Annotated in this window: 27 protein-coding genes, 3 pseudogenes and 1 riboswitch; of the genes and pseudogenes, 21 read left to right on the plus strand and 9 right to left on the minus strand. The window is 41.3% G+C overall.

Annotated features, from left to right (window positions below):
• The first annotated feature begins 108 nt into the window (after positions 1–108).
• The 11 genes and pseudogenes from PGQ38_RS06625 to PGQ38_RS06675 all read left to right on the plus strand — a co-directional run bounded on the left by PGQ38_RS06625 (position 109) and on the right by PGQ38_RS06675 (position 8,515).
• Complete coding sequence (locus tag PGQ38_RS06625) at positions 109–888, plus strand: HD domain-containing protein (RefSeq protein WP_319017282.1); 780 nt, start codon at positions 109–111, stop codon at positions 886–888.
• Positions 882–1,448: a M48 family metallopeptidase gene (locus tag PGQ38_RS06630; RefSeq protein WP_226814855.1), complete on the plus strand. Its 567-nt coding sequence runs from the start codon at positions 882–884 to the stop codon at positions 1,446–1,448. The genes PGQ38_RS06625 and PGQ38_RS06630 overlap by 7 nt, the downstream gene beginning before the upstream one ends.
• Positions 1,448–2,446, plus strand: a complete 999-nt coding sequence (locus PGQ38_RS06635; protein ID WP_204452820.1) for a glycoside hydrolase family 5 protein — start codon at positions 1,448–1,450, stop codon at positions 2,444–2,446. Before PGQ38_RS06630 ends, PGQ38_RS06635 begins: the two co-directional genes overlap by 1 nt.
• Positions 2,447–2,591: 145 nt before the next feature.
• Positions 2,592–3,773 (plus strand): annotated as a pseudogene (locus PGQ38_RS06640) (endonuclease Q family protein); the annotation flags it as partial.
• Between the two features lie 58 nt (positions 3,774–3,831).
• On the plus strand, positions 3,832–4,293 hold the full coding sequence (locus tag PGQ38_RS06645; RefSeq protein WP_118578803.1) for a metallophosphoesterase family protein: 462 nt from the start codon (positions 3,832–3,834) through the stop codon (positions 4,291–4,293).
• A gap of 169 nt (positions 4,294–4,462) precedes the next feature.
• Positions 4,463–4,939, plus strand: coding sequence for a hypothetical protein (locus PGQ38_RS06650; protein WP_118578805.1), 477 nt, complete (start codon positions 4,463–4,465; stop codon positions 4,937–4,939).
• The gene (locus PGQ38_RS06655) at positions 4,936–5,298 is read left to right on the plus strand and encodes a CidA/LrgA family protein (RefSeq protein WP_118578807.1); all 363 of its coding nucleotides are present in this window, start codon (positions 4,936–4,938) and stop codon (positions 5,296–5,298) included. The genes PGQ38_RS06650 and PGQ38_RS06655 overlap by 4 nt, the downstream gene beginning before the upstream one ends.
• A complete protein-coding gene (locus PGQ38_RS06660) occupies positions 5,295–5,987 on the plus strand; it encodes an LrgB family protein (protein WP_148462180.1) in 693 nt (230 codons plus the stop codon). Before PGQ38_RS06655 ends, PGQ38_RS06660 begins: the two co-directional genes overlap by 4 nt.
• A 285-nt stretch (positions 5,988–6,272) precedes the next feature.
• The gene (locus PGQ38_RS06665; RefSeq protein WP_148462181.1) at positions 6,273–6,530 is read left to right on the plus strand and encodes a hypothetical protein; all 258 of its coding nucleotides are present in this window, start codon (positions 6,273–6,275) and stop codon (positions 6,528–6,530) included.
• 10 nt (positions 6,531–6,540) lie between these two features.
• Positions 6,541–7,530: a helix-turn-helix transcriptional regulator gene (locus tag PGQ38_RS06670; RefSeq protein WP_173734981.1), complete on the plus strand. Its 990-nt coding sequence runs from the start codon at positions 6,541–6,543 to the stop codon at positions 7,528–7,530.
• Positions 7,520–8,515 (plus strand): biotin--[acetyl-CoA-carboxylase] ligase, encoded by a 996-nt coding sequence (locus PGQ38_RS06675; protein WP_306797064.1) that lies wholly within the window; start codon positions 7,520–7,522, stop codon positions 8,513–8,515. The genes PGQ38_RS06670 and PGQ38_RS06675 overlap by 11 nt, the downstream gene beginning before the upstream one ends.
• Before the next feature lie 68 nt (positions 8,516–8,583).
• On the opposite strand, the gene PGQ38_RS06680 is transcribed toward PGQ38_RS06675, so the two are convergent.
• From PGQ38_RS06680 to PGQ38_RS20495, 4 genes are all read right to left on the minus strand, one after another.
• Positions 8,584–9,351, minus strand: coding sequence for a hypothetical protein (locus PGQ38_RS06680; protein WP_148462183.1), 768 nt, complete (start codon positions 9,349–9,351; stop codon positions 8,584–8,586).
• A 1-nt stretch (position 9,352) separates the two neighbouring features.
• Positions 9,353–9,847, minus strand: a complete 495-nt coding sequence (locus PGQ38_RS06685; protein ID WP_270431100.1) for a hypothetical protein — start codon at positions 9,845–9,847, stop codon at positions 9,353–9,355.
• Complete coding sequence (locus PGQ38_RS19790) at positions 9,848–10,360, minus strand: RNA polymerase sigma factor (RefSeq protein WP_118578819.1); 513 nt, start codon at positions 10,358–10,360, stop codon at positions 9,848–9,850.
• 84 nt (positions 10,361–10,444) lie between these two features.
• Positions 10,445–10,762 carry a DUF6783 domain-containing protein gene (locus PGQ38_RS20495; protein ID WP_373119321.1) on the minus strand — a complete coding sequence of 106 codons (318 nt, stop codon included), beginning with the start codon at positions 10,760–10,762 and terminating at the stop codon, positions 10,445–10,447.
• Between PGQ38_RS20495 and PGQ38_RS06695 the strand changes: the two are divergent.
• Positions 10,754–11,866: pseudogene (locus PGQ38_RS06695) on the plus strand (alanyl-tRNA editing protein); the annotation flags it as partial. The gene PGQ38_RS20495 and the pseudogene PGQ38_RS06695 sit on opposite strands and share 9 nt — an antisense overlap.
• Here the strand turns inward: PGQ38_RS06695 and PGQ38_RS19795 are convergent.
• A pseudogene (locus PGQ38_RS19795) lies at positions 11,788–12,096 on the minus strand (DUF6783 domain-containing protein); the annotation flags it as partial. The pseudogenes PGQ38_RS06695 and PGQ38_RS19795 overlap by 79 nt on opposite strands.
• Here PGQ38_RS19795 and PGQ38_RS19800 point away from each other — a divergent pair.
• Complete coding sequence (locus PGQ38_RS19800) at positions 12,013–12,186, plus strand: DUF6783 domain-containing protein (RefSeq protein WP_334298329.1); 174 nt, start codon at positions 12,013–12,015, stop codon at positions 12,184–12,186. The pseudogene PGQ38_RS19795 and the gene PGQ38_RS19800 overlap by 84 nt on opposite strands.
• A 35-nt stretch (positions 12,187–12,221) precedes the next feature.
• Positions 12,222–13,097: an amidohydrolase family protein gene (locus PGQ38_RS06700; protein ID WP_187566131.1), complete on the plus strand. Its 876-nt coding sequence runs from the start codon at positions 12,222–12,224 to the stop codon at positions 13,095–13,097.
• Here the strand turns inward: PGQ38_RS06700 and PGQ38_RS06705 are convergent.
• On the minus strand, positions 13,078–14,235 hold the full coding sequence (locus tag PGQ38_RS06705; protein ID WP_187566132.1) for a hypothetical protein: 1,158 nt from the start codon (positions 14,233–14,235) through the stop codon (positions 13,078–13,080). The two genes, PGQ38_RS06700 and PGQ38_RS06705, sit on opposite strands and share 20 nt — an antisense overlap.
• Entirely contained in the window at positions 14,232–14,456 is a 225-nt protein-coding gene (locus tag PGQ38_RS06710) for a hypothetical protein (protein ID WP_118578827.1), read from the minus strand. Before PGQ38_RS06710 ends, PGQ38_RS06705 begins: the two co-directional genes overlap by 4 nt.
• A gap of 340 nt (positions 14,457–14,796) precedes the next feature.
• Positions 14,797–14,898: riboswitch (THF riboswitch) on the plus strand.
• Between the two features lie 86 nt (positions 14,899–14,984).
• On the opposite strand from PGQ38_RS06710, the gene PGQ38_RS06715 reads away from it, so the two are divergent.
• The gene (locus tag PGQ38_RS06715) at positions 14,985–15,545 is read left to right on the plus strand and encodes a folate family ECF transporter S component (RefSeq protein ID WP_173718422.1); all 561 of its coding nucleotides are present in this window, start codon (positions 14,985–14,987) and stop codon (positions 15,543–15,545) included.
• 210 nt (positions 15,546–15,755) lie between these two features.
• Here the strand turns inward: PGQ38_RS06715 and PGQ38_RS06720 are convergent, their stop codons facing one another.
• Together PGQ38_RS06720 and PGQ38_RS06725 are read right to left on the minus strand one after the other, a co-directional pair.
• Complete coding sequence (locus PGQ38_RS06720; RefSeq protein ID WP_204452823.1) at positions 15,756–16,511, minus strand: GNAT family N-acetyltransferase; 756 nt, start codon at positions 16,509–16,511, stop codon at positions 15,756–15,758.
• A 289-nt stretch (positions 16,512–16,800) separates the two neighbouring features.
• Positions 16,801–17,421 carry an SGNH/GDSL hydrolase family protein gene (locus PGQ38_RS06725; RefSeq protein ID WP_173770902.1) on the minus strand — a complete coding sequence of 207 codons (621 nt, stop codon included), beginning with the start codon at positions 17,419–17,421 and terminating at the stop codon, positions 16,801–16,803.
• Between the two features lie 274 nt (positions 17,422–17,695).
• On the opposite strand from PGQ38_RS06725, the gene PGQ38_RS06730 reads away from it, so the two are divergent.
• The 6 genes from PGQ38_RS06730 to PGQ38_RS06755 all read left to right on the plus strand — a co-directional run bounded on the left by PGQ38_RS06730 (position 17,696) and on the right by PGQ38_RS06755 (position 22,433).
• Positions 17,696–18,205 (plus strand): prepilin peptidase, encoded by a 510-nt coding sequence (locus tag PGQ38_RS06730; protein ID WP_204452825.1) that lies wholly within the window; start codon positions 17,696–17,698, stop codon positions 18,203–18,205.
• Complete coding sequence (locus PGQ38_RS06735; RefSeq protein WP_118578011.1) at positions 18,202–19,215, plus strand: P-loop NTPase family protein; 1,014 nt, start codon at positions 18,202–18,204, stop codon at positions 19,213–19,215. The genes PGQ38_RS06730 and PGQ38_RS06735 overlap by 4 nt, the downstream gene beginning before the upstream one ends.
• Positions 19,212–20,405 carry a TadA family conjugal transfer-associated ATPase gene (locus tag PGQ38_RS06740; RefSeq protein ID WP_118578010.1) on the plus strand — a complete coding sequence of 398 codons (1,194 nt, stop codon included), beginning with the start codon at positions 19,212–19,214 and terminating at the stop codon, positions 20,403–20,405. Before PGQ38_RS06735 ends, PGQ38_RS06740 begins: the two co-directional genes overlap by 4 nt.
• Positions 20,402–21,154, plus strand: a complete 753-nt coding sequence (locus PGQ38_RS06745) for a type II secretion system F family protein (protein ID WP_270431102.1) — start codon at positions 20,402–20,404, stop codon at positions 21,152–21,154. The genes PGQ38_RS06740 and PGQ38_RS06745 overlap by 4 nt, the downstream gene beginning before the upstream one ends.
• 3 nt (positions 21,155–21,157) lie before the next feature.
• The gene (locus PGQ38_RS06750) at positions 21,158–22,174 is read left to right on the plus strand and encodes a type II secretion system F family protein (RefSeq protein WP_204452829.1); all 1,017 of its coding nucleotides are present in this window, start codon (positions 21,158–21,160) and stop codon (positions 22,172–22,174) included.
• Between the two features lie 79 nt (positions 22,175–22,253).
• The gene (locus PGQ38_RS06755) at positions 22,254–22,433 is read left to right on the plus strand and encodes a Flp1 family type IVb pilin (RefSeq protein WP_118578007.1); all 180 of its coding nucleotides are present in this window, start codon (positions 22,254–22,256) and stop codon (positions 22,431–22,433) included.
• The last annotated feature ends 8 nt before the right edge of the window (positions 22,434–22,441 follow it).

Below are 22,441 nucleotides of genomic sequence, written 5' to 3' on the forward strand. Positions count from 1 at the left end.
TTATAATAAGGATTAAAAGAGCTGCTGTTCAGTATCTGCACATTGACAAAAGCGGTTACTTAATATTCGCTCTGGATGTGCAAAAGATACAGCGGAAAGGAAGGCATTTTGAAGATAGATTTTAAACATGCAAGAGGCGTTTTCGAGGATTATTTAAATGGATATGACAGAGAAGATGAAAAGATAAAATTAAAAATCATTCACACATATGGGGTGGTAAAAAGTGCTCGTGAAATTGGTCACAGAATGCATTTGAATGAGGAAGACCAGCAGCTTGCAGAGCTTATTGCCCTGCTTCACGATATTGGAAGATTCCAACAGCTTCGTCTTTATAACAGCTTTTCACCGGACACTATGGATCACGCTGCATTCGGTGTACAACTGTTATTTGAGGGAGAAAATCCGATGATCAGCAGATTCATAGAAGACCGAAGCTATGATGACATCATTCGCGTGGCAATTGCCAGACACAGTGATTTCAGGCTGGAAGGAATTCAGGACGAAAGAACTCTTTTCCACGCAAAAATGATCCGCGATGCGGACAAGCTGGACAATTGCAGAGTGAAGCTGGTGGATTCTGTGGAGGCTATGATCGGTGTCCCTCAGGAGCATGCCGGAGAGGGCAAAATATCTCCAAAGGTATGGGAATCCTGCCTGAGAAAAGAGGCAGTTTCATCTCCTGACCGGATTACGTCCGTAGATTACTGGGTGTCCTATGCAGCGCAGTATTATGACCTGAATTTTAAGGAAACATGGCAGATCATGAAAGAAAAGAATTATATTTCCAGGATTATAAAGCGGTTGGAATATAAGGATAAAGACACCAGAGAAAAGATGGAAATACTGGAGCAGCAGATGAACGCTTACATGGAGAAAATCCTATGCTGAGCTCTCAGATTTCTTACCAGATCATCCGCAGCAGCCGCAAAACTATGAGCCTGGAAATTAAGGCTGATGGCAGTGTTGTTGTACGCGCGCCTCTCCGTCTTTCCGAAGCAAAAATTCAGAAATTTGTGGAAGAAAAACAAGAATGGATCCTGAAAAATCTGGAAAAAATCCAGAAAAGAGATGCACAGAAGGAGAACGTACAAAAGCTGTCTGCCCTGGAAAGACAGCATCTGCAGAATAAAGCCTGCGTGGTAATTCCAAGGCGAGTGGCATATTATGCAGAAAAGTTAGGGGTAAGCTATGGGAAAATTACCCTGCGTCAACAGAAAACAAGATGGGGAAGCTGTGCCGCAAATGGAAATCTGAATTTTAACTGGCTGTTAATTCTGGCACCTCCTGAGGTGCTGGATTATGTGGTGGTCCATGAGCTTTGCCACCGTAGGGAAATGAACCATTCCCAGGCATTCTGGAAAGAAGTTGAGAAGATCCTTCCAGATTACCGGGAAAGACAAAAGTGGCTAAAAGACAACGGATGGAGATTAATGGAGGAGGGGTTTTAATGAGAAAAAAAGGAAAAAAATGGTTCGGTTTGCTTATTGCAATTGTATTTTTATGTGCATTCTGTGTACCGGTAGCGGCTGCGTCCAAGCTTCCCAGATTACAGGTAAAAGGCACACAGCTTGTAAACAGCAGTGGGAAAAAAGTACAGCTTAGAGGTATCAGCACCCATGGTCTGTCTTGGTATCCAGAGTATGTAAATCAAAGTGCATTTACTTTTATAAAGAAAAACTGGAAGGTAAATGCAGTGCGTCTTGCCATGTATACTGCTGAATATAACGGCTATTGTACCGGGGATGCATCCAATCGGCGTAAGCTGGAAGCGTGTATTGATAACGGTGTAAAATATGCCACAAATGCAGGTATGTATGTGATTATTGACTGGCATATTTTAAGTGATGGAAACCCTCAGCAAAATCAGAAAGAAGCTTTGAAGTTTTTCAAAAAAATGGCAAAAAAATACAAAAATAATACCAATGTGATCTACGAAATCTGTAATGAGCCAAATGGAGGAACATCCTGGAGTACAATAAAAAAATACGCTGAAAAGATTATAAAAGGTATCCGCACCTATGACAAAAAAGCTGTGATTCTGGTAGGAACGCCCAACTGGTCACAGGATGTAGATCAGGCTGCGCTTTCCCCGGTTAGTAAGAAATACAGGAAAAACGTAATGTACACCCTGCACTTTTACGCAGCAACACATAAGGAATGGCTGAGAGATAAAGCACAGGCTGCCCTTGATAAAGGACTGCCGTTATTTGTATCCGAGTTTAGTATCTGTGATGCTTCTGGAAATGGTGGACTTGATAAAGCTGAAGCAAAAAAGTGGCTGACTTTCCTGGATAAAAACAATATCAGCTATATGGCATGGAGCCTGTCAAATAAGGCAGAAAGCTCTGCATTTATAAAATCCGGCTGCAGTAATACAGGAAAATGGTCCTCAAAGAATCTGACAGCAGCAGGAAAATGGATTACAAACTGGTATAAAAAGAAATAAAAAGAAATAAAAAGAACACATTGGAAAGTGTTTTTTTCTATAGTTTTGAGAATTTTGAGCAGTTGCAAATCAAAATATAAATGACTGAAATGGAGTTAATTAAGTGGAAATAATCGCAGATCTTCACATTCATTCCAGATATTCCATGGCAACAAGCAAGCTTGGAACCCCGGAATATCTGGATCTGTGGGCAAGAAAAAAAGGAATTTCTTTAGTGGGAACCGGTGATTTTACCCATCCTGCCTGGCGGGAGGAACTGAAAGAAAAGCTGGTTCCGGCAGAAAGTGGACTGTATCGGTTAAGAGATGAATATGTGCTGGAAGAGGCGAAAATGCTTCCTGGGGGAGCTCCCCGTTTCGTAATTACAGGGGAGATCAGTTCTATCTATAAGAAGAATGGAAAGTGCCGCAAGGTGCATAATGTACTTCTTTTATCCGGCCTTGAAGAAGCAGATAAAATAGCTGGGAGACTGGAAAAGATTGGAAATATTCACTCAGATGGAAGGCCAATATTGGGACTTGATTGTCACGATCTTCTGGAAATTTTACTGGAAAACTGTGCCGATGGAATGTTGGTTCCAGCACATATCTGGACTCCCCACTTCGGACTTTTTGGTGCCGCCTCAGGGTTTGATACCATGGAAGAATGTTTTGAAGATCTTACTTCATATGTTCATGCTGTGGAGACGGGATTATCTTCAGATCCACCTATGAACTGGCGTTTATCTGCACTTGATGGACTTCAGCTGATCTCAAACTCAGATGCACATTCTCCATCAAAGCTTGGAAGAGAGGCTAACTTACTGGACATTGAATTGTCCTATCAGGGACTTTATGGTGCTGTCCAATATGGAAAAGGTCTTCTTGGAACACTGGAATTTTTCCCGGAAGAGGGCAAATATCACTATGACGGACACAGAAAATGTCACATCTGTCTGAGCCCGGAAGAAGCAGAAAAGTATCATGGAATATGTCCTGTATGCGGGAAAAAACTGACTATGGGAGTGAATCACAGAATTATGGATCTGGCTGATAGAGAAAATGGGTTTGTGAGAAAAAATGCCAGACCTTTTGAGAGCATTGTACCTCTTCCTGAGGTGATTTCTGCCTGTGTTGGAAAGGCTGTAACCACCAAAACAGTCACTGGTGAATATGAAAAGATGCTTCAGAAACTGGGAAATGAATTTGATATTTTAAGGGAAATTCCCATTGCGGATATTGAGAAAGAAAGTAGTCACATGATTGCTTCAGGCATTCGGAAACTTAGAAACAGAGAAGTAATCTGTAAACCTGGATTTGACGGCGAGTATGGGAAAATCTGTCTGTTTTGAGGAAAAGGCTGTTTTTTGAAAAAATATAGATGAATGTGGTATAAGGAACGGTGAAATGATAGAAAATAAGAGAATTAAAATTGGAATTATTTCAGATACACATGGTCTTTTACGGACAGAAGTTCTGGACATATTACAGTCCTGTGACTGCATTTTTCATGCTGGAGATGTGGACAGACCGGAGCTTCTGGATACTATAAGATCATTGGGCGCTTTATATGTAGTGCGAGGAAACAATGATGGATACTGGGCACAGAATCTGCGAAGAAGCTTGAACTTTACAGTTGGAAATGTGAAATTTTTTATGGTTCATGACAGGAAAGATGTTGCCTGGGAGTTAGGGGATACCCAGGTGGTGATTTTTGGACACAGTCATCAGTATTTTGCAAAAGAAATTGACGGAAGGCTGTGGCTGAACCCTGGAAGCTGCGGCAGAAGCCGCTTTGGTGGAGACGTGACCATGGCAGTTATGACCGTGGAAAACGGCAGCTGGCAGGTGGAAAAAATCGTGCTCTGAACAGTTGCAATGTGGAAAAAAGGAATATCCAGAACACAGTTTTACAATTATGTTGTAGAAAAATTGGGAAAAACAGGGGAGAGAATTGTCGAAAGATGACATTGCAATTTTAACAAGATAATGTATAATAGGGCAGAAGAAAAAGCCATGAAAGAAATGAGGATTTGCAGTGGAGAAAAAAGAAATCGATGTAAAATTCATTGTAGGAATTGTCATTCTTCTGGTGATCTTTGGCGTAGTAGGCGGCTCGTTCTGGAATCTGGTTGCCAGACAGGCACAGAAAGACAAACAGGAGGAAGCCCGTCTGGAAAATGAAGCCATAAGAGCTATTTATGTGGAAGCCGGAGATATACTGAAGGAAATGGTATTCGTAGATATGGATAAAAAAACTGTTTTCAAGGCAGCGATTCCCAAGGAAGGAATTTATAACAAAAATGATAAATTAATTGCCGGGGATACCTTGGAAAATGGAGATATGGTGAAAATCTACGGTGACAGAAATATGACAAGATCCATCCCTGCACAGTATCCAGGGATTACAAAGATGAAGCGAAATGGCAGGGCTTCTCTTGAGGAGCTTCAGCCTTATCTGGAAATTGCAAATGAACTTCTTTGTGGAGACAGCGAGGAGGAAGACAAAAAGTGAAGTATCTGAGGCAATTTTGTATTATTTTGCTGGTTTCAGCGTTGGGTGAGGGATTACATATCCTTTTGCCTCTTCCGGTACCGGCCAGTGTATATGGTCTTGTGCTGATGCTTGGAGCACTTGCAAGCGGAATTCTGAAACTTGAGCAGGTAGAGGAAGCAGCAGATTTTCTGGTTGAAATTATGCCGGTTATGTTCGTTCCTGCAGGTGTGGGACTTTTGGAAGCGTGGGGTGATCTGCAGCCAATCTGGCTTCCTGTTGTGCTCATAACAATTCTGACAACCGTCATTGTAATGGTAGTTACTGGACGCAGTACTCAGTTTGTGATCAGAAAGGACAGGGGGAAAGATAAGAAATGATAAATTTTATAGAAAATTCCCTGTTTTTCGGGGCGGCATTAAGTCTGGCTGGATATGAGGTCGGTCTTTTGCTGAAGAAAAAGTTTAAAATGGCGCTGTTTAATCCTCTTTTGATTGCAATTCTATGTGTAATGGGAATGCTTCAGCTTATGCAGGTGGATTATAAGACCTACAATGCAGGCGGTCAGTATATCAGTTATCTGCTTACTCCTGCTACAGTATGTCTTGCGGTACCGCTTTACAGACAGCTTACTCTGCTTCGTAAGAATCTGAAAGCTGTCGTTATAGGAATTGTTTCCGGTGTACTTGCAAGTATGGTCAGCGTCTTGATTTTTGCAAAGCTGTTTGGACTTTCCCATTCGGAGTATGTTACTCTGCTTCCGAAATCCATTACTACAGCCATTGGAATGGGTGTATCGGAAGAACTTGGCGGACTTGTTACGATCACTGTTGCAGTTATTATTATCACTGGTGTGCTGGGAAATGTGATTGCGGAGGCAGTCCTTAAAGTGGCAAAAATTGAGGAGCCTATCGCGAAAGGTCTGGCACTTGGAACTTCAGCCCATGCCATAGGTACATCTAAGGCAATGGAACTGGGTCCTGTAGAAGGTGCTATGAGCAGCCTGGCAATTGCCGTTGCCGGACTTCTTACTGTTATTGCCGCTTCTGTGTTCGCTGGATTTATGTAAAAACATGTTTGTGGATTAACTACTATGAAAGTATAGCGAATAAATAAGCCTGTAGACATGTTCATTTAGATTTTGTAAAAAGGAAAACGTCTGATTCTGTTTAAAACAGGTTCAGACGTTTTTTTATTACTCAAAAAGCGAACAGATATTCGAAAATGATGGATTCATACCGTTTTATAGGACTAATATTGTGGTAGACTAGTCTCATGAAGAAAATATGTTCGGAAAATACGTTCGGTATTTGATGGCGGATGATATTGGAGTTTGGGAAACGGAGGAGATATTATGTGGAAATCAGGCAGAAATATTAACAGCAGAAGAGCTGCCCTTGCAGAGGGATATATGGAGGATACACAGGAGAGCCGCGGCAGGAAATTTTCCGGGAGCACAGCCATGATACTGGGACTTTTTATTACATTGGAGCTCATGATCGGGGGAGCTATGATCTTTAATTATGATTTTCATGGTGCAGATCTTATTGCTCTGCTCTTTGCTTTTATGGTATTATATTCTGGAGTCGTAGCAGTATTGACAGATAAATAGGAGTAAGGATATGCCAAAATCTTTCCAGCAGAAACTGAAAATTTTATATCTTATGCGAGTCTTTTCTGAGAAAACAGATGAGGCACATCCCATGAGTGTGAAAGATCTGATTTCCTATCTGGAGAGTCTGGGAATTCATGCAGAGCGGAAGACGATATATGACGATATAGAGACTTTGCGTGTGTTTGGAATGGATATTATGAATCGAAGAGAGAGACCGTCAGGTTTTTATCTTGCAAGCCGTGAGTTTGAGACTGCAGAGCTGAAGCTTCTTGTAGATGCTGTTCAGTTTTCCAGATTTCTTACTGTTGGGAAATCGCGGCAGTTGATCCAGAAACTGGAGCACCTTACCAGTATTTATCAGGCCAAAGACCTGCAGCGGCAGGCAATCGTACTGGATCAGGTGAAGAATACAAACGAGAGCATTTATTATAATGTAGATGAGATACACAGAGCAATTTCGCAGAACAGACAGATCAGCTTCCAGTATACAGAATGGACAGTGTCCAAGGAGAAACATTTGAAGAAAGGTGGAGCTCGCTATCAGATCAGTCCATGGCAGATGATATGGCAGGATGGTAATTATTATCTGATAGGAGTTGATGAGAAGAGTGGCATTGTGAAGCATTACCGCGTAGACAAAATGTTGAAGATCCTTACAGAGAATGAAGCAAGAAATGGTGCCGAACTCTTCCGGAAATTTGACAGTGCCAGATTTGCTGCCGGTACTTTTGGAATGTTTGGAGGCCGTGAAGAGAAAGTTAATCTGGAATTTGAAAACCATCTTGTTGGTGTAATGATTGATCGATTTGGGCAGGATATTATGATCATGTCCAAGGACAATGAGCACTCCGTCACCAGGGTACAGGTGAATGTAAGTACACAGTTTTATGGCTGGCTTGCTGCCCTTGGAAATAGCGTGAGAGTGATTTCACCGGAGAATGTGCGAAAAGAATACCGGGATTTTTTAAGAAAAGCCCTGGAGAATTATGAAGGATAAAAGCATGACGGTTAAATCCAGACTTTTGGAGTTATTAGAACAGCATAAAGGTGAAACTTTATCTGGCGAGGATATTGGCAGGGAGCTTTCCTGTACACGAGCCGCAGTTTGGAAAGCTGTGAACAGTCTGCGCCAGGAAGGATACCCCATTGAGGCCGGACCGAATAAGGGATATATGCTTGCAAGAGAGAGTAATCTGATTTCAGCAGAGGGAATCAGACTTTTTCTGGAGGATCCACAGGTTGAGATAAAAATATTTGATGCAATCAGCTCTACCAATCTGGAGGCCAGGCAGCTGGCTGTGAGCGGAATGGCTGGACACGGCTCTTTTGTTGTTGCCATGGAGCAGACAGCAGGAAGAGGACGAAGAGGCAGGGAGTTTTATTCTCCTAAAGGCAATGGGATTTATCTCAGTGTTATTCTGGAACCGAAGGGGACACTGGAGGGCAGTCTTCTGATCACTACTGCAGCAGCTACTGCAGTGTATAAGGCTGTGAAAGAAGTATGCGGTGTAAAACTTGGAATTAAATGGGTAAATGACCTGTACAAGGATAACCGTAAGGTTTGTGGTATTCTTACAGAGGCGGTCACAGATTTTGAAAGTGGAAATATAGAATTTGCAATTGTAGGAATTGGGCTGAACTTGTACGTTGAGCAGGAACAATTCCCCAAAGAGCTTCAGGAAATTGCCGGAGGAATCTACGAAGATGAACAATCCTCCAGAACTGCGGACAGGAACCGCCTTGCAGCGCAGATTGTGAACTATCTTCTGGAAGAAACCCGGGAATTGAAATTGTCAGAAGAATACGTGGAACATAATATTGTTCCGGGAAATGAAATTACAATTACAGATAATAAAAGCAGCAGAAGTGCCAGAGCATTAGCGATTTGTCCAGATGGGAAATTGCTGGTTCAGGAGACTGATGGCACTCAGAGTAAGCTGGCTTTTGGAGAAATCTCAATAAAAATACCGCCGATAAAATAAATTTATCGGCGGTAAAGTTATTAGAAATATTATGTGGCAGATACCTGACTTTTATTGGAATAGTTACTCTATTTTGCAGAATTATTGTCTGGCTCAGCAGTAATGAATGGTTGAACTGAAGTAGTATCCGAAATTTTGATATCGGTATTCTTTATTACATTATCCGCATTCTGATCTGGCTGTGTTGTTGAAGACACTGTTGAGGCAGGTGCTGATTTTGTATTCATTTGTGGAGCGCTGTTATCAACAGGCTGTTGATAAGGACGATATGGCTGCCAATAATGTTCTGACACATCTTTTTTACAATCAGCTTTTTCGTCAGGAGAGATGCTTTTGATTTTTCCTGTAAGAAGCTGATAACCGGCAACGATGATCAGAATTCCAATGATAACAGAAGGAATCTGGTACATGATATCCTGTATAATAATAGCCAGAGAATTTGGTAAAATCCAGAAGAGCAGATCACGGAAACCATTCCAGAAAACAGCAACTCCGAAAACAATCAGGAGAATTGCCGCAATTTTAATATGTTTTTGCGAGAGCCTGATATTATTCTGAAATATACGGTCAAGATGCAGAATATAGTTATCCTCTATCGCGTAAAATTCTTCTTCCGGCAGTTCTTTCAAGTTATGAACATGGAAGAAACTGTAGAACCATAATACAGGAAGAAAGATAACCAGAGAGGAGATATTAAGCCCTCCGGCAATTGCGATAATAGCCCAGAATAGAGTCATAATGCTGATTCCCTGCTTAAAGAATCCCATATACATTTCTCCCGCACCAGGAATCAGGGAAGAGATAAAAAGCAGGAATCCCTTTTTTTGTTTTTGCATGTTAGTTACCTCCGTTTGTTATTGTATTTGAAATAGAATTAATGTAGTTGACAACTTTCTGGGGAGCATCAGAGATTCCATCTGTAATTCCATTTGAAAAATTACGTAATGAAGTTCTAATTTCCCGGCGCGTTTCAGATGATTTGGCTGTGGACTGCGGAAGCTGAGGCGAGACGAAGTCCATTTGCCCAAGGCTGAACAACATAACCAGTGCAAGTACGACTCCGACTACAGTGCGGAGCCCCTCATAGAAAAACCGCATTTTATAGGTAGCATCCGCTGCTGTTTTCTGTATCTGAATATCAGGAGCTGTAACACGTTCCATAATTGTTTCTTTCAGACAGGCGGGAGCTGAGGATGCATGATCTGTATATTCGTCCGCAAGCTGGTTAAGACAGTAGTCGCAGTGCTTCATATGTTCCAGAAATGCAATGATTTCATCAGTGTTCATCTCTTCATTTTGAAAATTATTCAGGTCATTACTATTGATATGCATTTAATCGCTCCTTTCTGCCAACATTTTTTTTAACATGTTTTTTGCACGATATAGCTGTGTCTGAATGGTCTTAGGGTTTTTGCCTTCTTTTTGCGATATTTCTGTTACGGACATCTGTTTACAGAAATGAGCAATGGCAATTTCCTTGTAAGGACTTTTCAGGCCGCTGCATATCCGAAATACCTGCTGTTCCGAATCAGACTGCAGATACTGTTCCTCTGGGGAAGAATGATTCTCCAGATCAGGAAGCTGTGAGAAATAAATATCTTCCGTTGGAATTGAACGGCGTCCGGCAGCTTTTAGGAAATCAAGGCATTTGCGTACTGCAATTTTGCTAAGCCAGGCTTTTTCATAAAGCCCATCGAAGTGGGCGAGACTTTTGTAGGCAGACAGGAATACCTCTTGAGTGAGGTCTTCTGCATCGAAAGGATTACCTACTGATTTCAGACATATGGAATATATCAGATTCTGGTATTGGTCAATCAGATATTCCAGATATTCTTCCTGTGAAATGTTATCAGCCTCCTTCCTGTCCGTTCTCTAATTATAACGCGACTGCCTGATAAAGTTCTTCAAAAATAAATAAAAATTTTGTAATTATTCAGCTGGTACTATTTTGCAAGGTGTTTTTACTATAAAAGTCCCGGATGGAAACCATGAATGAGCCATGCTTGCATGAGAGAATTCATAGATATCGGATGGGCTAGAGCGTGTTTGAAAAATCATTCCCGCAATCTGCACGCCCCACTTTGTGGGAGATTGCGGTATATTTGAACACGTCCTGAAATGACTAAATACAAAGAAAAAATAAAAATTGCGGGAAGAGCATAAATAGACTATAATCAGTTTCGTGAATAAAAGATAGAAATAAATCCTGCTGTTTAATTTATGAAAGAAGGAGCATTTATGTACGATACAAAAAAGTTATATTATGAAGATGTATATAAAAAAGAATTTACCGCCAAGGTGTTGGAGTGTCGTGAGAGCAAGAAAGGCTATGAAATAATTTTAAACCAGACAGCTTTTTATCCAGAAGGAGGCGGACAGCCCAGTGACACCGGTATATTAGGCGGAATAAATGTTAAGGAAGTTCATGAGAAGGATGGAGAGTTAGTTCATTATACAGATGGGCCTTTGGAAGTTGGTATGGATGTAATAGGAAAAATTAACTGGGGCAGAAGATTTGACCTTATGCAGCAGCATTCCGGAGAGCATATTGTAAGTGGGCTGGTACATGAAGCATTTGGATATGACAATGTGGGATTCCACATGGGAAGCGATGTGATCACCATCGATTTCAGCGGAATGCTGGATGAAGAACAAATGGCCGAAATCGAAGCGAAAGCGAATCAGATTATCTGGGAAAATCAGGAAGTTGAGATTTTTTATCCTACAGAGCAGGAACTTAAAAATCTGGATTACAGAAGTAAGAAAGAGCTTTCCGGATGGGTTCGTATTGTGCGCTTCCCGGGAGCAGATACCTGCGCATGCTGTGGAACTCATGTGACGCGTACTGGAGAAATTGGAATGGTGAAGCTGCTTTCTGTAGTGAAATTCCGTGAGGGGGTTCGTATGGAAATGCTGTCAGGTAAGCGAGTGCTTGATTATCTGAACATGATAAATGAACAGAATCGTCAGATTTCCGTGAAGCTGTCTGCGAAAATGGACAAAACAGCGTCAGCGGTAGCAAGGATTCAGGATGAAAATTTTGCTCTGAAGGGAAGAGTACATGCGTTAGAAGAAGAATTTATCGTTGGCGAAGCTGCTAAATGGAAAGAAAAAGAGAATGTGCTTTTATTCCAGGAAGGAATGGAAGCAGGAAGCGTTCAGAAGCTTGCAGATGCAATTTTACAGGTTTGTAAGGGGCGTTGTGTAGTATTCTCCAGGAATGCAGATGGAAGCTATAAGTATGCTATGGGAGAAAAAGACGGAGACTTACGTCAGTTTACGAAAGAGATGAATGCAGCATTGAATGGCAGAGGAGGCGGTAAGCCTTTCTTTGTACAGGGTTCTGTGCAGGCTTCCGAGAAAGAAATTCGAGCCTTTTTTGAAAATAAATAGCAACTGTTCAGTTCCTTCGCAAAAGCACCTTGCGGAATAGCACCTGCTGAATAGTTGTAATAAATAATAAAAGAGGATTGGAAAAAATCCGTATCAGAGTATGTTTGAAAAAGCATTCCCACAATCTGTACGCCCCACTTTGCGGTATATTTTGCCCGAATTCGGTTGTCGTAGCCTGCTACGACGCCCTCCTCCGGACAAAATCTCCCATAAATTGTGATGCACATCTTGCAGAAGACCTTTTTCAAACACGTTCTGCGGAAGAAAGGAAAAGCTGAATTATTTTTCAAGATAATCAGTGTTATAGGAAGAAATGTTTGGAGAGTGTCATGCGCACCTGATCATGGATGGACTGAATTATAAAGAGGCAATTTCTATTCATAAGGATCATGTAAACGATGAAGTGATACGGAAACATCTGAAAGTTTATGAAGAGCTGGGAATTGTATTTGTAAGAGATGGTGGAGATGCATTAGGAGTATCAGAAAGAGCCAGGAGACTGGCACCGGAATACGGAATTGATTATCGTACTCCTGTTTTTGCCATCCATAAAAATGGACACTATGGATCTATAGTGGGAAAAGGTTTTGACACTATGAAAGAATACCATGTCCTTTTGAAAGAAGCGAAAAACAAAGGGGCAGATTTTATTAAAATTATGACCACGGGACTTCTGGATTTTAATAACCACGGACAGATTACCGGAACGCCTTTAGACAGGAAAGAAGTCCGTGAGATGGTACATATCGCCCATGAAGAAGGGATGGCGGTGATGAGCCATACCAATGGGATTTATGGCGTACAGGCAGCTGTGGAAGCTGGTGTGGATTCGGTAGAACATGGAAATTATATTGATCCGGAAACAATCAGAGAATTAGCTGACAGTGATAGTGTATGGGTTCCTACTCTTGTGACAATTCGAAATCTTCGTGGATGTGGAAGATATAAGGAATCAGTGCTTGATCCTATTATAGAACTGGCCGCAAAGAACCTTCGTCTGGCATACAAGTACCGAGCAAAGGTGGCTCTTGGAAGTGATGCAGGAGCTTATATGGTCTTACATGGGAAGGGCTTAATGGATGAATACCAGGCATTTATGGACATTCTGGGAGAATCCGGGGATGTGAGAGCCTGGCTGGCAGATGGAGAGAAAAGGATTCAGGACACCTTCAGGCGTCCTGAATCTTGATAGATGTATAAATGTTGGAATTTTTGGATTTTGTAGGATCAAAGGTAATGCAGATACCTGCGCCGGATTCCATATTACTGGTGGAGATATCCTTTGCCCCCTCTGTAAAGCAGGTTATGGTTGCGCCATCGCCAGTTTGAAGTGTGACGGTATTTGCTGTATGGCCTATAATTGTACCGCTGACTGAGCCGGTAATTTCCCGGCTTCCAAGAGAATCCGGATCATCACCGGTGACTGCTGTAACAGTAACACCATCCAGTGAATTTCCTTGAAATTGTCCAGTGTAAGTTATGGTTACATAGGAGCCTGGTGCTGTTCCACCTTTAAAGTAAGAAGGAGTCTGAGACAAATCTACATTTATTGTGCTATCAGAGCCAGAGGGAAGAACTGTGAGCGTATTCAGGGAAATATTCTGAATTTCTGCATGAATCTGCTGTTCTTTTGCTGAGTCATCGGCAGGAACTTGTGCAGGATCTGGTGTTGGTGTTGGATCTGGAAGTGTAAGCGGATCAATATCTGAAATGCTTAGTACTTTCAGATGACTGGCATTAAGAGAAGAACTTTGGGTATCCTGACTGGAAGCAAACTTGCCTTTAAAATGAATGTATACCCATACACCGGTACGGATGCCATTCTGATAATATTGTTCTGTTCCAGTGATTGGATAGGTGGCTGTTTTGCCTTTTTTATTTTTTATGGTAATGGTATTTGGAGTCAGACTCTGTACTTCCCCATAGGCCTTTCGTACTTCCAGCTGATTCTTTTTGTGAAAGTCGTCTACTACTTTCAATGCTTTTACAGTGCTGGTATCCTTGTTAGAGAGCTGACCCTCATAAATGACACTGATTTCATCTCCAGTGATCATGCCATCTTCGCATTCCAAAGTTGCTTCAGAAAGATCAAAAACGTAAGTTTGTTCCTGACTTTCCATAGTCAGGGTGGCACCGGTGAAATCCTTAAGGGTTCCTTTGATTTCATCCATATAAACACGCTGTTTGGGTGTTCCTGAAGTGTTCTGTAAGGTGGTTTCACTCTGATCAGATGTAGAAGTATAGCTGGTGATCATATCACCGGCAGTACATCCTGACAGAGAGAACAGTACCAAAGAGCCAAGTAATAGTTTTGTGAAATTTTTCATTGTTGCTTTGTATCCTCCGAATCCGGAAATGGTACAGGAAGAAAATCGAAAACCTCTCGGCAGGCATTCCATTCCTCCGAGTTATCCGGCATACGATAGCCAAGTCCTGTACATTCTGTAGTAGCATTTGTATTCATGTAATTATTATAAAAAACATTGTAAGGATTCTGTAGTGGCGGCTGTTTTTGGCAGGATGATTTGTTTGTGGATTTTATATTCATAGAAACACTCCTTTTTGTCAAATATTTTTCCTATATAAGGGAAGCTATTCTTAGAATATGCGAAAAAGAGGAGAGTATGCACAAACATTTGTCAGTGAACAGTAACGACTAATTGTTACTGTTCACTCCGTGACCAGTAACGCGCTTCGCGATGCACAGAAATCATGCATTCGCATGATTTCGCGCTAAGATTCTCGGGTTTTCTGTGAACTTTGTTCACAAAAAACACTCGCGGAACGTTACCAGTAAACAGTAACGACTAATTTATTTATGTGAATATTATAACAAATACATATTGAAATTTCTATATTTTGTGCTATAATCATTTTAAATAAATAATAGCGAAGTAGGAATTTATGCGTCAAGTGTTCATTGGCTGGGGAGTCGCCGTGAAACGAAAAGCAGCAGGACTGTTTACGATATATTTTCCGCACCCGTTGCTACATGTGAGAACATCTCATAATGTGGAGGGATTATTATTTATGGTAACTACTCTGTTATTTTAATCATTATGGAGGTGTTTTTTTTATGCGTAAAAACAAACAGACATGGAGTGTTAAGACTCTTGTATTCCTTGCACTGCTGGTAGCAATCCAGCTTGTGCTGTCACGCGTTCTGGTAATTGATCTTGGTGTATATCGAATTACATTGGGAACTGTCGCCACTGTATTGGCAGGTCTTTGGATGGGACCTGTAGCTGGTGGTGTAGAAGGTGCTGTTGCCGATATCATTGGATGTTTTATGAAAGGCTATGGAGTTAATCCACTGATTACTTTATCAGCAGTTGCCTGGGGTGTGATCCCCGGACTGGCTGGAAAACTAATGGCTGAAAAGAACAGAAAAGTAAAGACTGTTGTTATGTGTGTCGCAATTGCAGTCTCTGGCGTAGTGGGAACACTTGGACTGACCACTGCAGGACTGGTAATGATCGGAGCAAACTTCTATGCAATTATGCCAGGACGTCTTGTACAGTTTGCAATCATGACTCCAATCTACTGCGTACTTACCAGTCTTCTTTATTTCAGCCCGCTTACAGGCATGGTTGTAGGAAACATAAGACCTGCTAAGCTGGAGAAGAAGACCGTATAAATGGCAGCAGTCCAGGATCTGAATTATATACAAAACCCCAAATTAAATAATATGGCATAAGATGGATTATGAAGCAATGCACTTACTGGAAAGTTGATTGTTTGAGAAATCAACTTGTTGAATAAGTCAAAAAATACGATTCCCAAATAAAAGGCTGTGATCAGGATAAACACTGATCGCAGCCTTTTTTAAACATGCTCTGAAAAGTTTTCAGTTTGTATGTGTCTGAACCCGGAACCAATAGGTGTAGAGATAATGAAGTCCAAGTGATTCATAAAGATTGCGTGCTGGAGTGTTTCCCTCTACTACCTGAAGATAGGCCTTAGTTGCGCCTTTCTTTTTTCCTTCTTTTAGAAGTGCAGTACAAATCTGACGAGCATAACCCTTGTGTCTGAAATCTTCGCGAACATGGATAGCGTACAATCCAATATAATTTCGATCCAGAATGCCAAGCCCGGTTGCAATAATTTTTCCGTTACTCCAGATGGAGGCGCATACGGTGTCTTTTACAATGGCATGATACATGGATGGAACTACAGCACGGTGAACAGGATTAATGGTGCCTTTCAGATCAAAAAGACTTTCAATCCAAATATCTGGAATATCGTCAGTAAGAGTTACCAGATCGCAAGGCGCAGAAAAATCTGCTCCATCCAGTGAGGCTGCCATAACATTTGTTGTATGCTGGATTTCGTAGTTGCGGTTTTCCAGAAGATAATCAAAATCCGGAGAAACCAGAGGACTGATCTTAAAAATTGCAGGGCTGCCCAGTCGGGCATACTCTGCTTCGCAGAAAGAAACCTTTTCCCTCCAGGAAAGGGTAGAAGTTCCGAACTGCTCCACACTGTTTGTTCTATGTGTATAAAAATAGGAAAAACGGAGAATCCATCCATCATAAAGCTCCATTTTATGGGAGGGCCATGCATTTAGTGACATATCTTCAATTTCTTTAATGATTTTATCCATAAAAAAACCTTCTTTTATAAGTTTAGGGTCATTATACATAATTGTATCCAGCAATGCAACTGAAAATAGTCTGTTATAAGACAGATCGCTTTTTACACATCTTGCAGAAAGCCTTTTTCAAACACGCTCTAGTACATCGTTTCGTAAATAACTATACCAATCGCGTAAGATGTGAATTCGAGTGTGCAGGTATAAAAACGCAGGCGTAGCGGGCTACGCCGAGGCTTTTATACCTGTGCAATCGGATTCACAGACAAGTGAGTGGTATAGTTATTTCGAAAACGATGTACTAGTACGGTGAATAGCCGCAAATTAATTTATACAATCTGTCTGCCAGAAATTTTTGTCCCTGCTCAGTAAGGTGAATCCCATCTGTAGTAATTTCTGAATATCCATAACGACGCGCCTTTTCATTCAATTCCTCATGCAATGTAAGATAAGGAATTTGAAACTGTTCTGATAGCTGGTGGATCATTTGTGATATTTTCTGGCGAAAAGGAAGCCAGGTTCTATAACAGGCAGGCCAGGGAAAAAGAAATGGCTCCATTAAAATAATGCGTGAATTTGATTTTGCTAATATTGTTATAAGATCTGCATAGCATTTGTAAAAAGAAAAAAGCATATTCCTCTGCTGAAACGGTGTTCTGTCCGTATTCATTATTAATCCAATATCATTAATTCCGATTAAAATTGTTATAATATCACTTGTAAAATCAGAATCACCCTGAATTCTCTGCAGAAGTCTGTTTATAGTAAAGCCGTCAGTGCCATAATTGCGTACCTGATAGTCTGAGCCGTCCCTTTTAAGACAGTCTGACAGCATTTTTACATAGCCATTGCCAAGGAAATCTCTGGAAAAGCAGTGTTCACAATCGGTGATGCTGTCACCAAGACATGTTAATATTGTCATAATTTTACCTCCGTTAATATTATACTGCAAGAACAAAAAGGTTTATAGTTTTTTTAGAAAAATTTGTAAAAAAAAGACTGGACAAATGGAGATAGAGAACCTATAATAAGACTCACCAGAAGTCATCTGGTATCGAAGGTCATCTTTTCAGATCGACTATTCCCTATTCTACGAAAGATAAAATACAGAAAGCCTTTCTCAAACAGGCTCTAAAATACTTCAAGATAGCCTCCTGTTATTAGTAAACCTATGTAAAAGAAGGGATGGTACGTCTATGCTTTTTTACAGAATATTTCCTGCTATAGCGGCAGGCTGCGCCGCTCTGATGGATATTCAGAGAGCGAAGGTAGACAATGGCTGGCTGCTTTTTTGTGTATTGGTCAGTTTGTTTACGCGAATATGGAAAATGGAGGTTAGCAGTCTCGGATCTTGGATATGCGGTCTGCTGGTACCGATACTGATTCTGGGGATTTTATTCATATTCAGAATGCTGGGAGCCGGAGACATCAAGCTCTTGAGTGTTATTGGAAGCATGATCGGACCGACGAAAATTCTCAATTGCATTTCCTATTCCTTTCTGATTGGAGCTGTCATATCAGCTGCTCTTATGATTTCAAGCGGCATTGTCTGCCAGCGAATTCTTTACTTATTACATTACATCAGTGTTTATTTCAAAACAGGAAAAAGAGAACCCTATTACAAAAGCGGTATGCCGTTGGAAAACTTTCATTTCACAGTTCCTATATTTTTAAGTGCATTGCTTTATGCGGGAGGTGTCTATTGAAGAAGAATATTTTTGCTGTCTGTGATCTTGAGGTGGATTATGCCTTGAATTTTATGGATTATCTTAATCATAAGAAAAATATCCCATTTGAGATTCAGGCATTTACCAACGTAGAGAGTCTGATCGCCTATGGGAAAATGAATCACATAGAGTTGCTGCTGATTTCCCAGAAGGCTATGTGCCGTCAGGTGCAGGAATTGGAAATTGGTAAAATTGTTATACTTTCGGAAGGCGTGCACCCACCGGATCTGGACCGTTATCCAAGTGTGTATAAATATCAGGCCTCTTCAGATGTTGTGCGAGAAGTGATGGCGTGTTACGGAGCCGAGAAAGCAGTAGCTCCGGCTGTTTTTCCTGTACTGAAAAAGACCACGGAAATTTATGCAGTATATTCTCCTTTGGGGCGCTGCCTGAAAACATCGTTTGCACTTACATTAGGACAGATTCTGGCAAAAGAAAGAGCTGTTCTTTATCTGAATCTGGAGGAATACTCCGGCTTTGAAGAAATGTTGGGAAAAGGGTTCGCACAGAATTTAAGTGATCTTCTTTATTTTGTACGGCAGGAAAATGGAAATCTGATTTATAAGATGAACAGTATGGTACAGACAATAAACAATCTGGATTTCATTCCGCCTGTACGTACGCCAGAGGACATACGAGGAACTGCATGGGAAGACTGGGAAAAACTGATACAGGAGATTGTACTTCACAGTAATTACGAATTTGTGATTCTGGATATTGGAGGGGCTGTAGATGGGACTTTTCAAGTTCTGGATATGTGCCGGAGAATTTATATGCCAGTGCTGTCTGATCCGGTATCCATATCCAAGATTGCCCAATTCGAAAACCTGATAAGAATCTGGGATTATCCGCAGATTCTTACCAGAACTGTAAAGGTACGCCCGCCTTTTCATGGAGGAAACGTGGCACCGGAGAATTATATTGAAGGGCTGCTGTGGAGTGAACTTGGAGATTATGTCAGGGAAATTCTGAGAAAGGAAAAGGAATGAGTCAGGAAATCTTTCGCAAACTGAGACAAATGCTCATGGAGAAGCTGGATGTTTACCGGGAACTTACAGACCAGGAAATTCTGGAAACGATTGATGAGCTGATCGTAAACACTCTGCGGGAATCAGGAGTGAGCCTGAAAGAAAAAGTGCAGCTTCGCCAGGAACTGTTTTATTCCGTCAGGAAGCTTGATGTATTACAGGAATTGATCGAAGATGAAACTGTAACTGAGATTATGGTGAATGGTCCGGATTCTATTTTTGTAGAACGAAAAGGAAAACTGACAAGGTGGCCGAAGTCTTTTACAGATCAGGAAAAGCTGGAGGATGTGATACAACAGATAGTGGGAAAATGCAATCGCATTGTGAATGAATCATCTCCTATAGTAGATGCCAGACTGGAAAATGGCGCCAGAGTCAATGTGGTTGTGGCTCCGGTAGCATTAAATGGTCCAATTCTGACAATAAGACGTTTTCCGGATACTCCAATTACAATGGAAAAGCTGATTGAACTGGGAAGTATAACTCCAGAGTGCGCGTCCTTTTTGGAAAAACTGGTAAGGGCCCGGTATTCAATTGTAATTGGCGGAGGAACGGGAAGTGGGAAGACCACATTCCTGGGGGCTTTGTCAGAGTACATACCAAAAGATGAACGGATTATCACTATTGAGGACAATGCAGAACTGAAGCTTCAAGGGATTGCAAATCTGGTGCGCCTTGAAGCCCGGACAGCGACCATAAACGGAGCACCGGGAGTAAGTATAAGAGATCTTATTAAGTCTGCACTTCGTATGAGACCGGATCGAATAATCGTAGGAGAAGTACGGGGTGGGGAAGCTATGGATATGCTTCAGGCACTGAACACCGGGCATGAAGGCAGTCTTGGAACAGCTCATGCAAACAGTTGCCGTGATATGCTGGCCAGACTGGAAATAATGACATTGATGGCGGAACTGGATCTGCCGCTTCAGGCGGTAAGAAGGCAGATCGCCTCTGGCGTAGATATTCTGGTGCATCTGGGACGTATGCGCGATAAATCAAGAAAACTTCTGGAAGTTTCAGAAGTATGTGCGTATGCGGATGGTGAAATCAGGATACAACCATTGTATCAATGGCAGGATGGGTGTGGTCTGGTGCCTGTGGAGCCTCTCCTGCACAGAGAAAAACTGGAACGGGCGGGGGTGAAATTATGATCAGGCAGAAAGTTGATTATGGAAAATACAGATATTCTCAGAAAGAAATTTTAAAATATATAGGAGAAAGTGCAGCATTGTGTGGTGCTGTAGATTATTTGTTCTATCAAACACCTTGGGTAATGTTATTTGTGGTTCCGGTTTCTGTGTTCTTTCTGAAGTGGAAGAAGAAACAGATGATCAGAGAAAGAAAACGGCGCCTTAATTATCAGTTTCGGGATGCATTGAATTCTATGAGTGTGGCGGTACAGGCTGGATATTCTGTGGAAAATGCAGTTTCTGCCTGTGTGCGTGATCTAGAGCAGCTATATCCGAAGAATGAAGATATTGTAGCTGAATTTCGTTATATAGAGACACAACAGAGAGTGAGTGTGCCGGTAGAAGAATTATTTCTGGATCTTGGGCAGCGCTGTAGGGTTGAGGATATTGAAAACTTTGCTTCAGTTTTGTATACAGCAAAAAGAAGCGGTGGTGATCTTGGAAATGTAATTCAGAAAGTGGCTCGAATGCTGGGCGATAAGATTGATGTAAAAAAAGAAATTGAAGCGACTCTGGCTGCGAAGAAGTCGGAACAGATGATCATGAGTCTTATGCCGGCAGGAATTATTCTTTATCTGCAGCTGGCATCACCGGGATTTCTGGATATTCTCTACGGAAATCCATTTGGAATCTGTGCAATGACAGTCTGTCTTACAGTATATGGAGCTGCTTACTGGATGGGGAAAAGAATTGTGGAAATCGAGGTGTAGTTGATGTGGCTCCATATTGTCATTTTTGTTATATTATTGCTTTTGACCGTATGCAGTACTTTAGGTTGGATCCATGTAGAAAACATTGGTACGGTAAAAGGCAGAAAGATGTTTCTTGTGGTTGCTCTGGCAGGAAATATAACAGGAGGACTGCTGACTTGGACAAAAGGTGGCGGACAGGTATTTGAAGACGGTTATGAGTTGAAAAAGGAGGAAAATGCTTATGAAGAAAAATTTATGGTATCCGTGGAAGGAGAAGAAACAGGCAGTGTCTATGTACAGATCCCGGAAAAAGAACTGGAAAAGGAAGATACCGGGCAGCCGGAAGTGTTGACGAAAGAGGAAGACGAAGAACAGAAGCTTTTGGAATTTGTAGCAAATTATAACAGCGAACTGGAAGACTCTGAGTATTATTATCTTCCATCTGACTGGGAAGGAAGAAAACTGGAGTGGAAAATACCTTATGATACTACCGGAAACATGTTGACAGCAATTTTCCTTGCAGCAGCATTTGTCATGATTGTTATAATTGCGCGAGAAGAGCAGAAAGCCAGAACGAAAAGATATGAAGAACTGATGATGGACTATCCGGGACTGATCATGAAGTTCACCTTGTTGGTGCAGGCTGGAATGACTGTTCGAAATACGTTTAGGAAGATGGCTTCGGATTATAAAAACAAAAATGAAAAACGTATTGCATATGAAGAGATTGTTACTGCCTGCCATGAAATGGAGAGTGGAATTTCAGAAATGGAAGCCTATCGCCGCTTTGGTGAAAGGTGCGGACATGTAAAATATAAAACATTTGCAACATTATTGATCCAGAATCTTCAGAAAGGCAGCCACCATATGGGAGAAATGCTGGAAAAAGAATCTGTGGAAGCCTGGGATGACAGGAAAAGAAAAGCAAAAGTTCAAGGAGAAGCGGCAACTACCAAATTGTTATTCCCAATGATACTGATGCTAGGCGTTGTAATGGCTATTGTTATGCTGCCGGCCTGTCTGTCCTTTTATGGATAAATCCAATCCGAAGGCCGATTTTCATATTTAAAAAGAAAAGTGCCAAAGGAAATTTTTCAGGCTGAGGGAGGTGAGAAATATGAGCGAACTGCGCAGACTGATGAGAGAATTTCTGTGGGAAGAAGATGCTGTAGGCGTTGTGGAAATTATTCTGATCCTTGTAGTTCTTATTGCACTGGTCATGATTTTTAAAGACCAGTTGACCAGTCTTGTGAAGAATATTCTGTCAAAGATCACAAAGCAAAGTAATTCTATTTAAATGATTTC

It is taken from the genome of Blautia faecis (genome assembly GCF_027662325.1).
In the GTDB taxonomy this organism is placed as follows: Bacteria; Bacillota; Clostridia; order Lachnospirales; family Lachnospiraceae; genus Blautia_A; species Blautia_A faecis.

What these genes read in the sequence shown, in the direction of transcription:
- PGQ38_RS06630 (WP_226814855.1), top strand. Translation starts at nt 882, where the DNA reads ATGCTGAGCTCTCAGATTTCTTACCAGATCATCCGCAGCAGCCGCAAA.
- PGQ38_RS06635 (WP_204452820.1), top strand. Translation starts at nt 1,448, where the DNA reads ATGAGAAAAAAAGGAAAAAAATGGTTCGGTTTGCTTATTGCAATTGTA.
- PGQ38_RS06645 (WP_118578803.1), top strand. Translation starts at nt 3,832, where the DNA reads ATGATAGAAAATAAGAGAATTAAAATTGGAATTATTTCAGATACACAT.
- PGQ38_RS06660 (WP_148462180.1), top strand. Translation starts at nt 5,295, where the DNA reads ATGATAAATTTTATAGAAAATTCCCTGTTTTTCGGGGCGGCATTAAGT.
- PGQ38_RS06665 (WP_148462181.1), top strand. Translation starts at nt 6,273, where the DNA reads ATGTGGAAATCAGGCAGAAATATTAACAGCAGAAGAGCTGCCCTTGCA.
- PGQ38_RS06670 (WP_173734981.1), top strand. Translation starts at nt 6,541, where the DNA reads ATGCCAAAATCTTTCCAGCAGAAACTGAAAATTTTATATCTTATGCGA.
- PGQ38_RS06675 (WP_306797064.1), top strand. Translation starts at nt 7,520, where the DNA reads ATGAAGGATAAAAGCATGACGGTTAAATCCAGACTTTTGGAGTTATTA.
- PGQ38_RS06680 (WP_148462183.1), bottom strand. Translation starts at nt 9,351, where the DNA reads ATGCAAAAACAAAAAAAGGGATTCCTGCTTTTTATCTCTTCCCTGATT.
- PGQ38_RS06685 (WP_270431100.1), bottom strand. Translation starts at nt 9,847, where the DNA reads ATGCATATCAATAGTAATGACCTGAATAATTTTCAAAATGAAGAGATG.
- PGQ38_RS06700 (WP_187566131.1), top strand. Translation starts at nt 12,222, where the DNA reads ATGTTTGGAGAGTGTCATGCGCACCTGATCATGGATGGACTGAATTAT.
- PGQ38_RS06705 (WP_187566132.1), bottom strand. Translation starts at nt 14,235, where the DNA reads ATGAAAAATTTCACAAAACTATTACTTGGCTCTTTGGTACTGTTCTCT.
- PGQ38_RS06710 (WP_118578827.1), bottom strand. Translation starts at nt 14,456, where the DNA reads ATGAATATAAAATCCACAAACAAATCATCCTGCCAAAAACAGCCGCCA.
- PGQ38_RS06715 (WP_173718422.1), top strand. Translation starts at nt 14,985, where the DNA reads ATGCGTAAAAACAAACAGACATGGAGTGTTAAGACTCTTGTATTCCTT.
- PGQ38_RS06720 (WP_204452823.1), bottom strand. Translation starts at nt 16,511, where the DNA reads ATGGATAAAATCATTAAAGAAATTGAAGATATGTCACTAAATGCATGG.
- PGQ38_RS06725 (WP_173770902.1), bottom strand. Translation starts at nt 17,421, where the DNA reads ATGACAATATTAACATGTCTTGGTGACAGCATCACCGATTGTGAACAC.
- PGQ38_RS06730 (WP_204452825.1), top strand. Translation starts at nt 17,696, where the DNA reads ATGCTTTTTTACAGAATATTTCCTGCTATAGCGGCAGGCTGCGCCGCT.
- PGQ38_RS06740 (WP_118578010.1), top strand. Translation starts at nt 19,212, where the DNA reads ATGAGTCAGGAAATCTTTCGCAAACTGAGACAAATGCTCATGGAGAAG.
- PGQ38_RS06745 (WP_270431102.1), top strand. Translation starts at nt 20,402, where the DNA reads ATGATCAGGCAGAAAGTTGATTATGGAAAATACAGATATTCTCAGAAA.
- PGQ38_RS06750 (WP_204452829.1), top strand. Translation starts at nt 21,158, where the DNA reads ATGTGGCTCCATATTGTCATTTTTGTTATATTATTGCTTTTGACCGTA.
- PGQ38_RS06755 (WP_118578007.1), top strand. Translation starts at nt 22,254, where the DNA reads ATGAGCGAACTGCGCAGACTGATGAGAGAATTTCTGTGGGAAGAAGAT.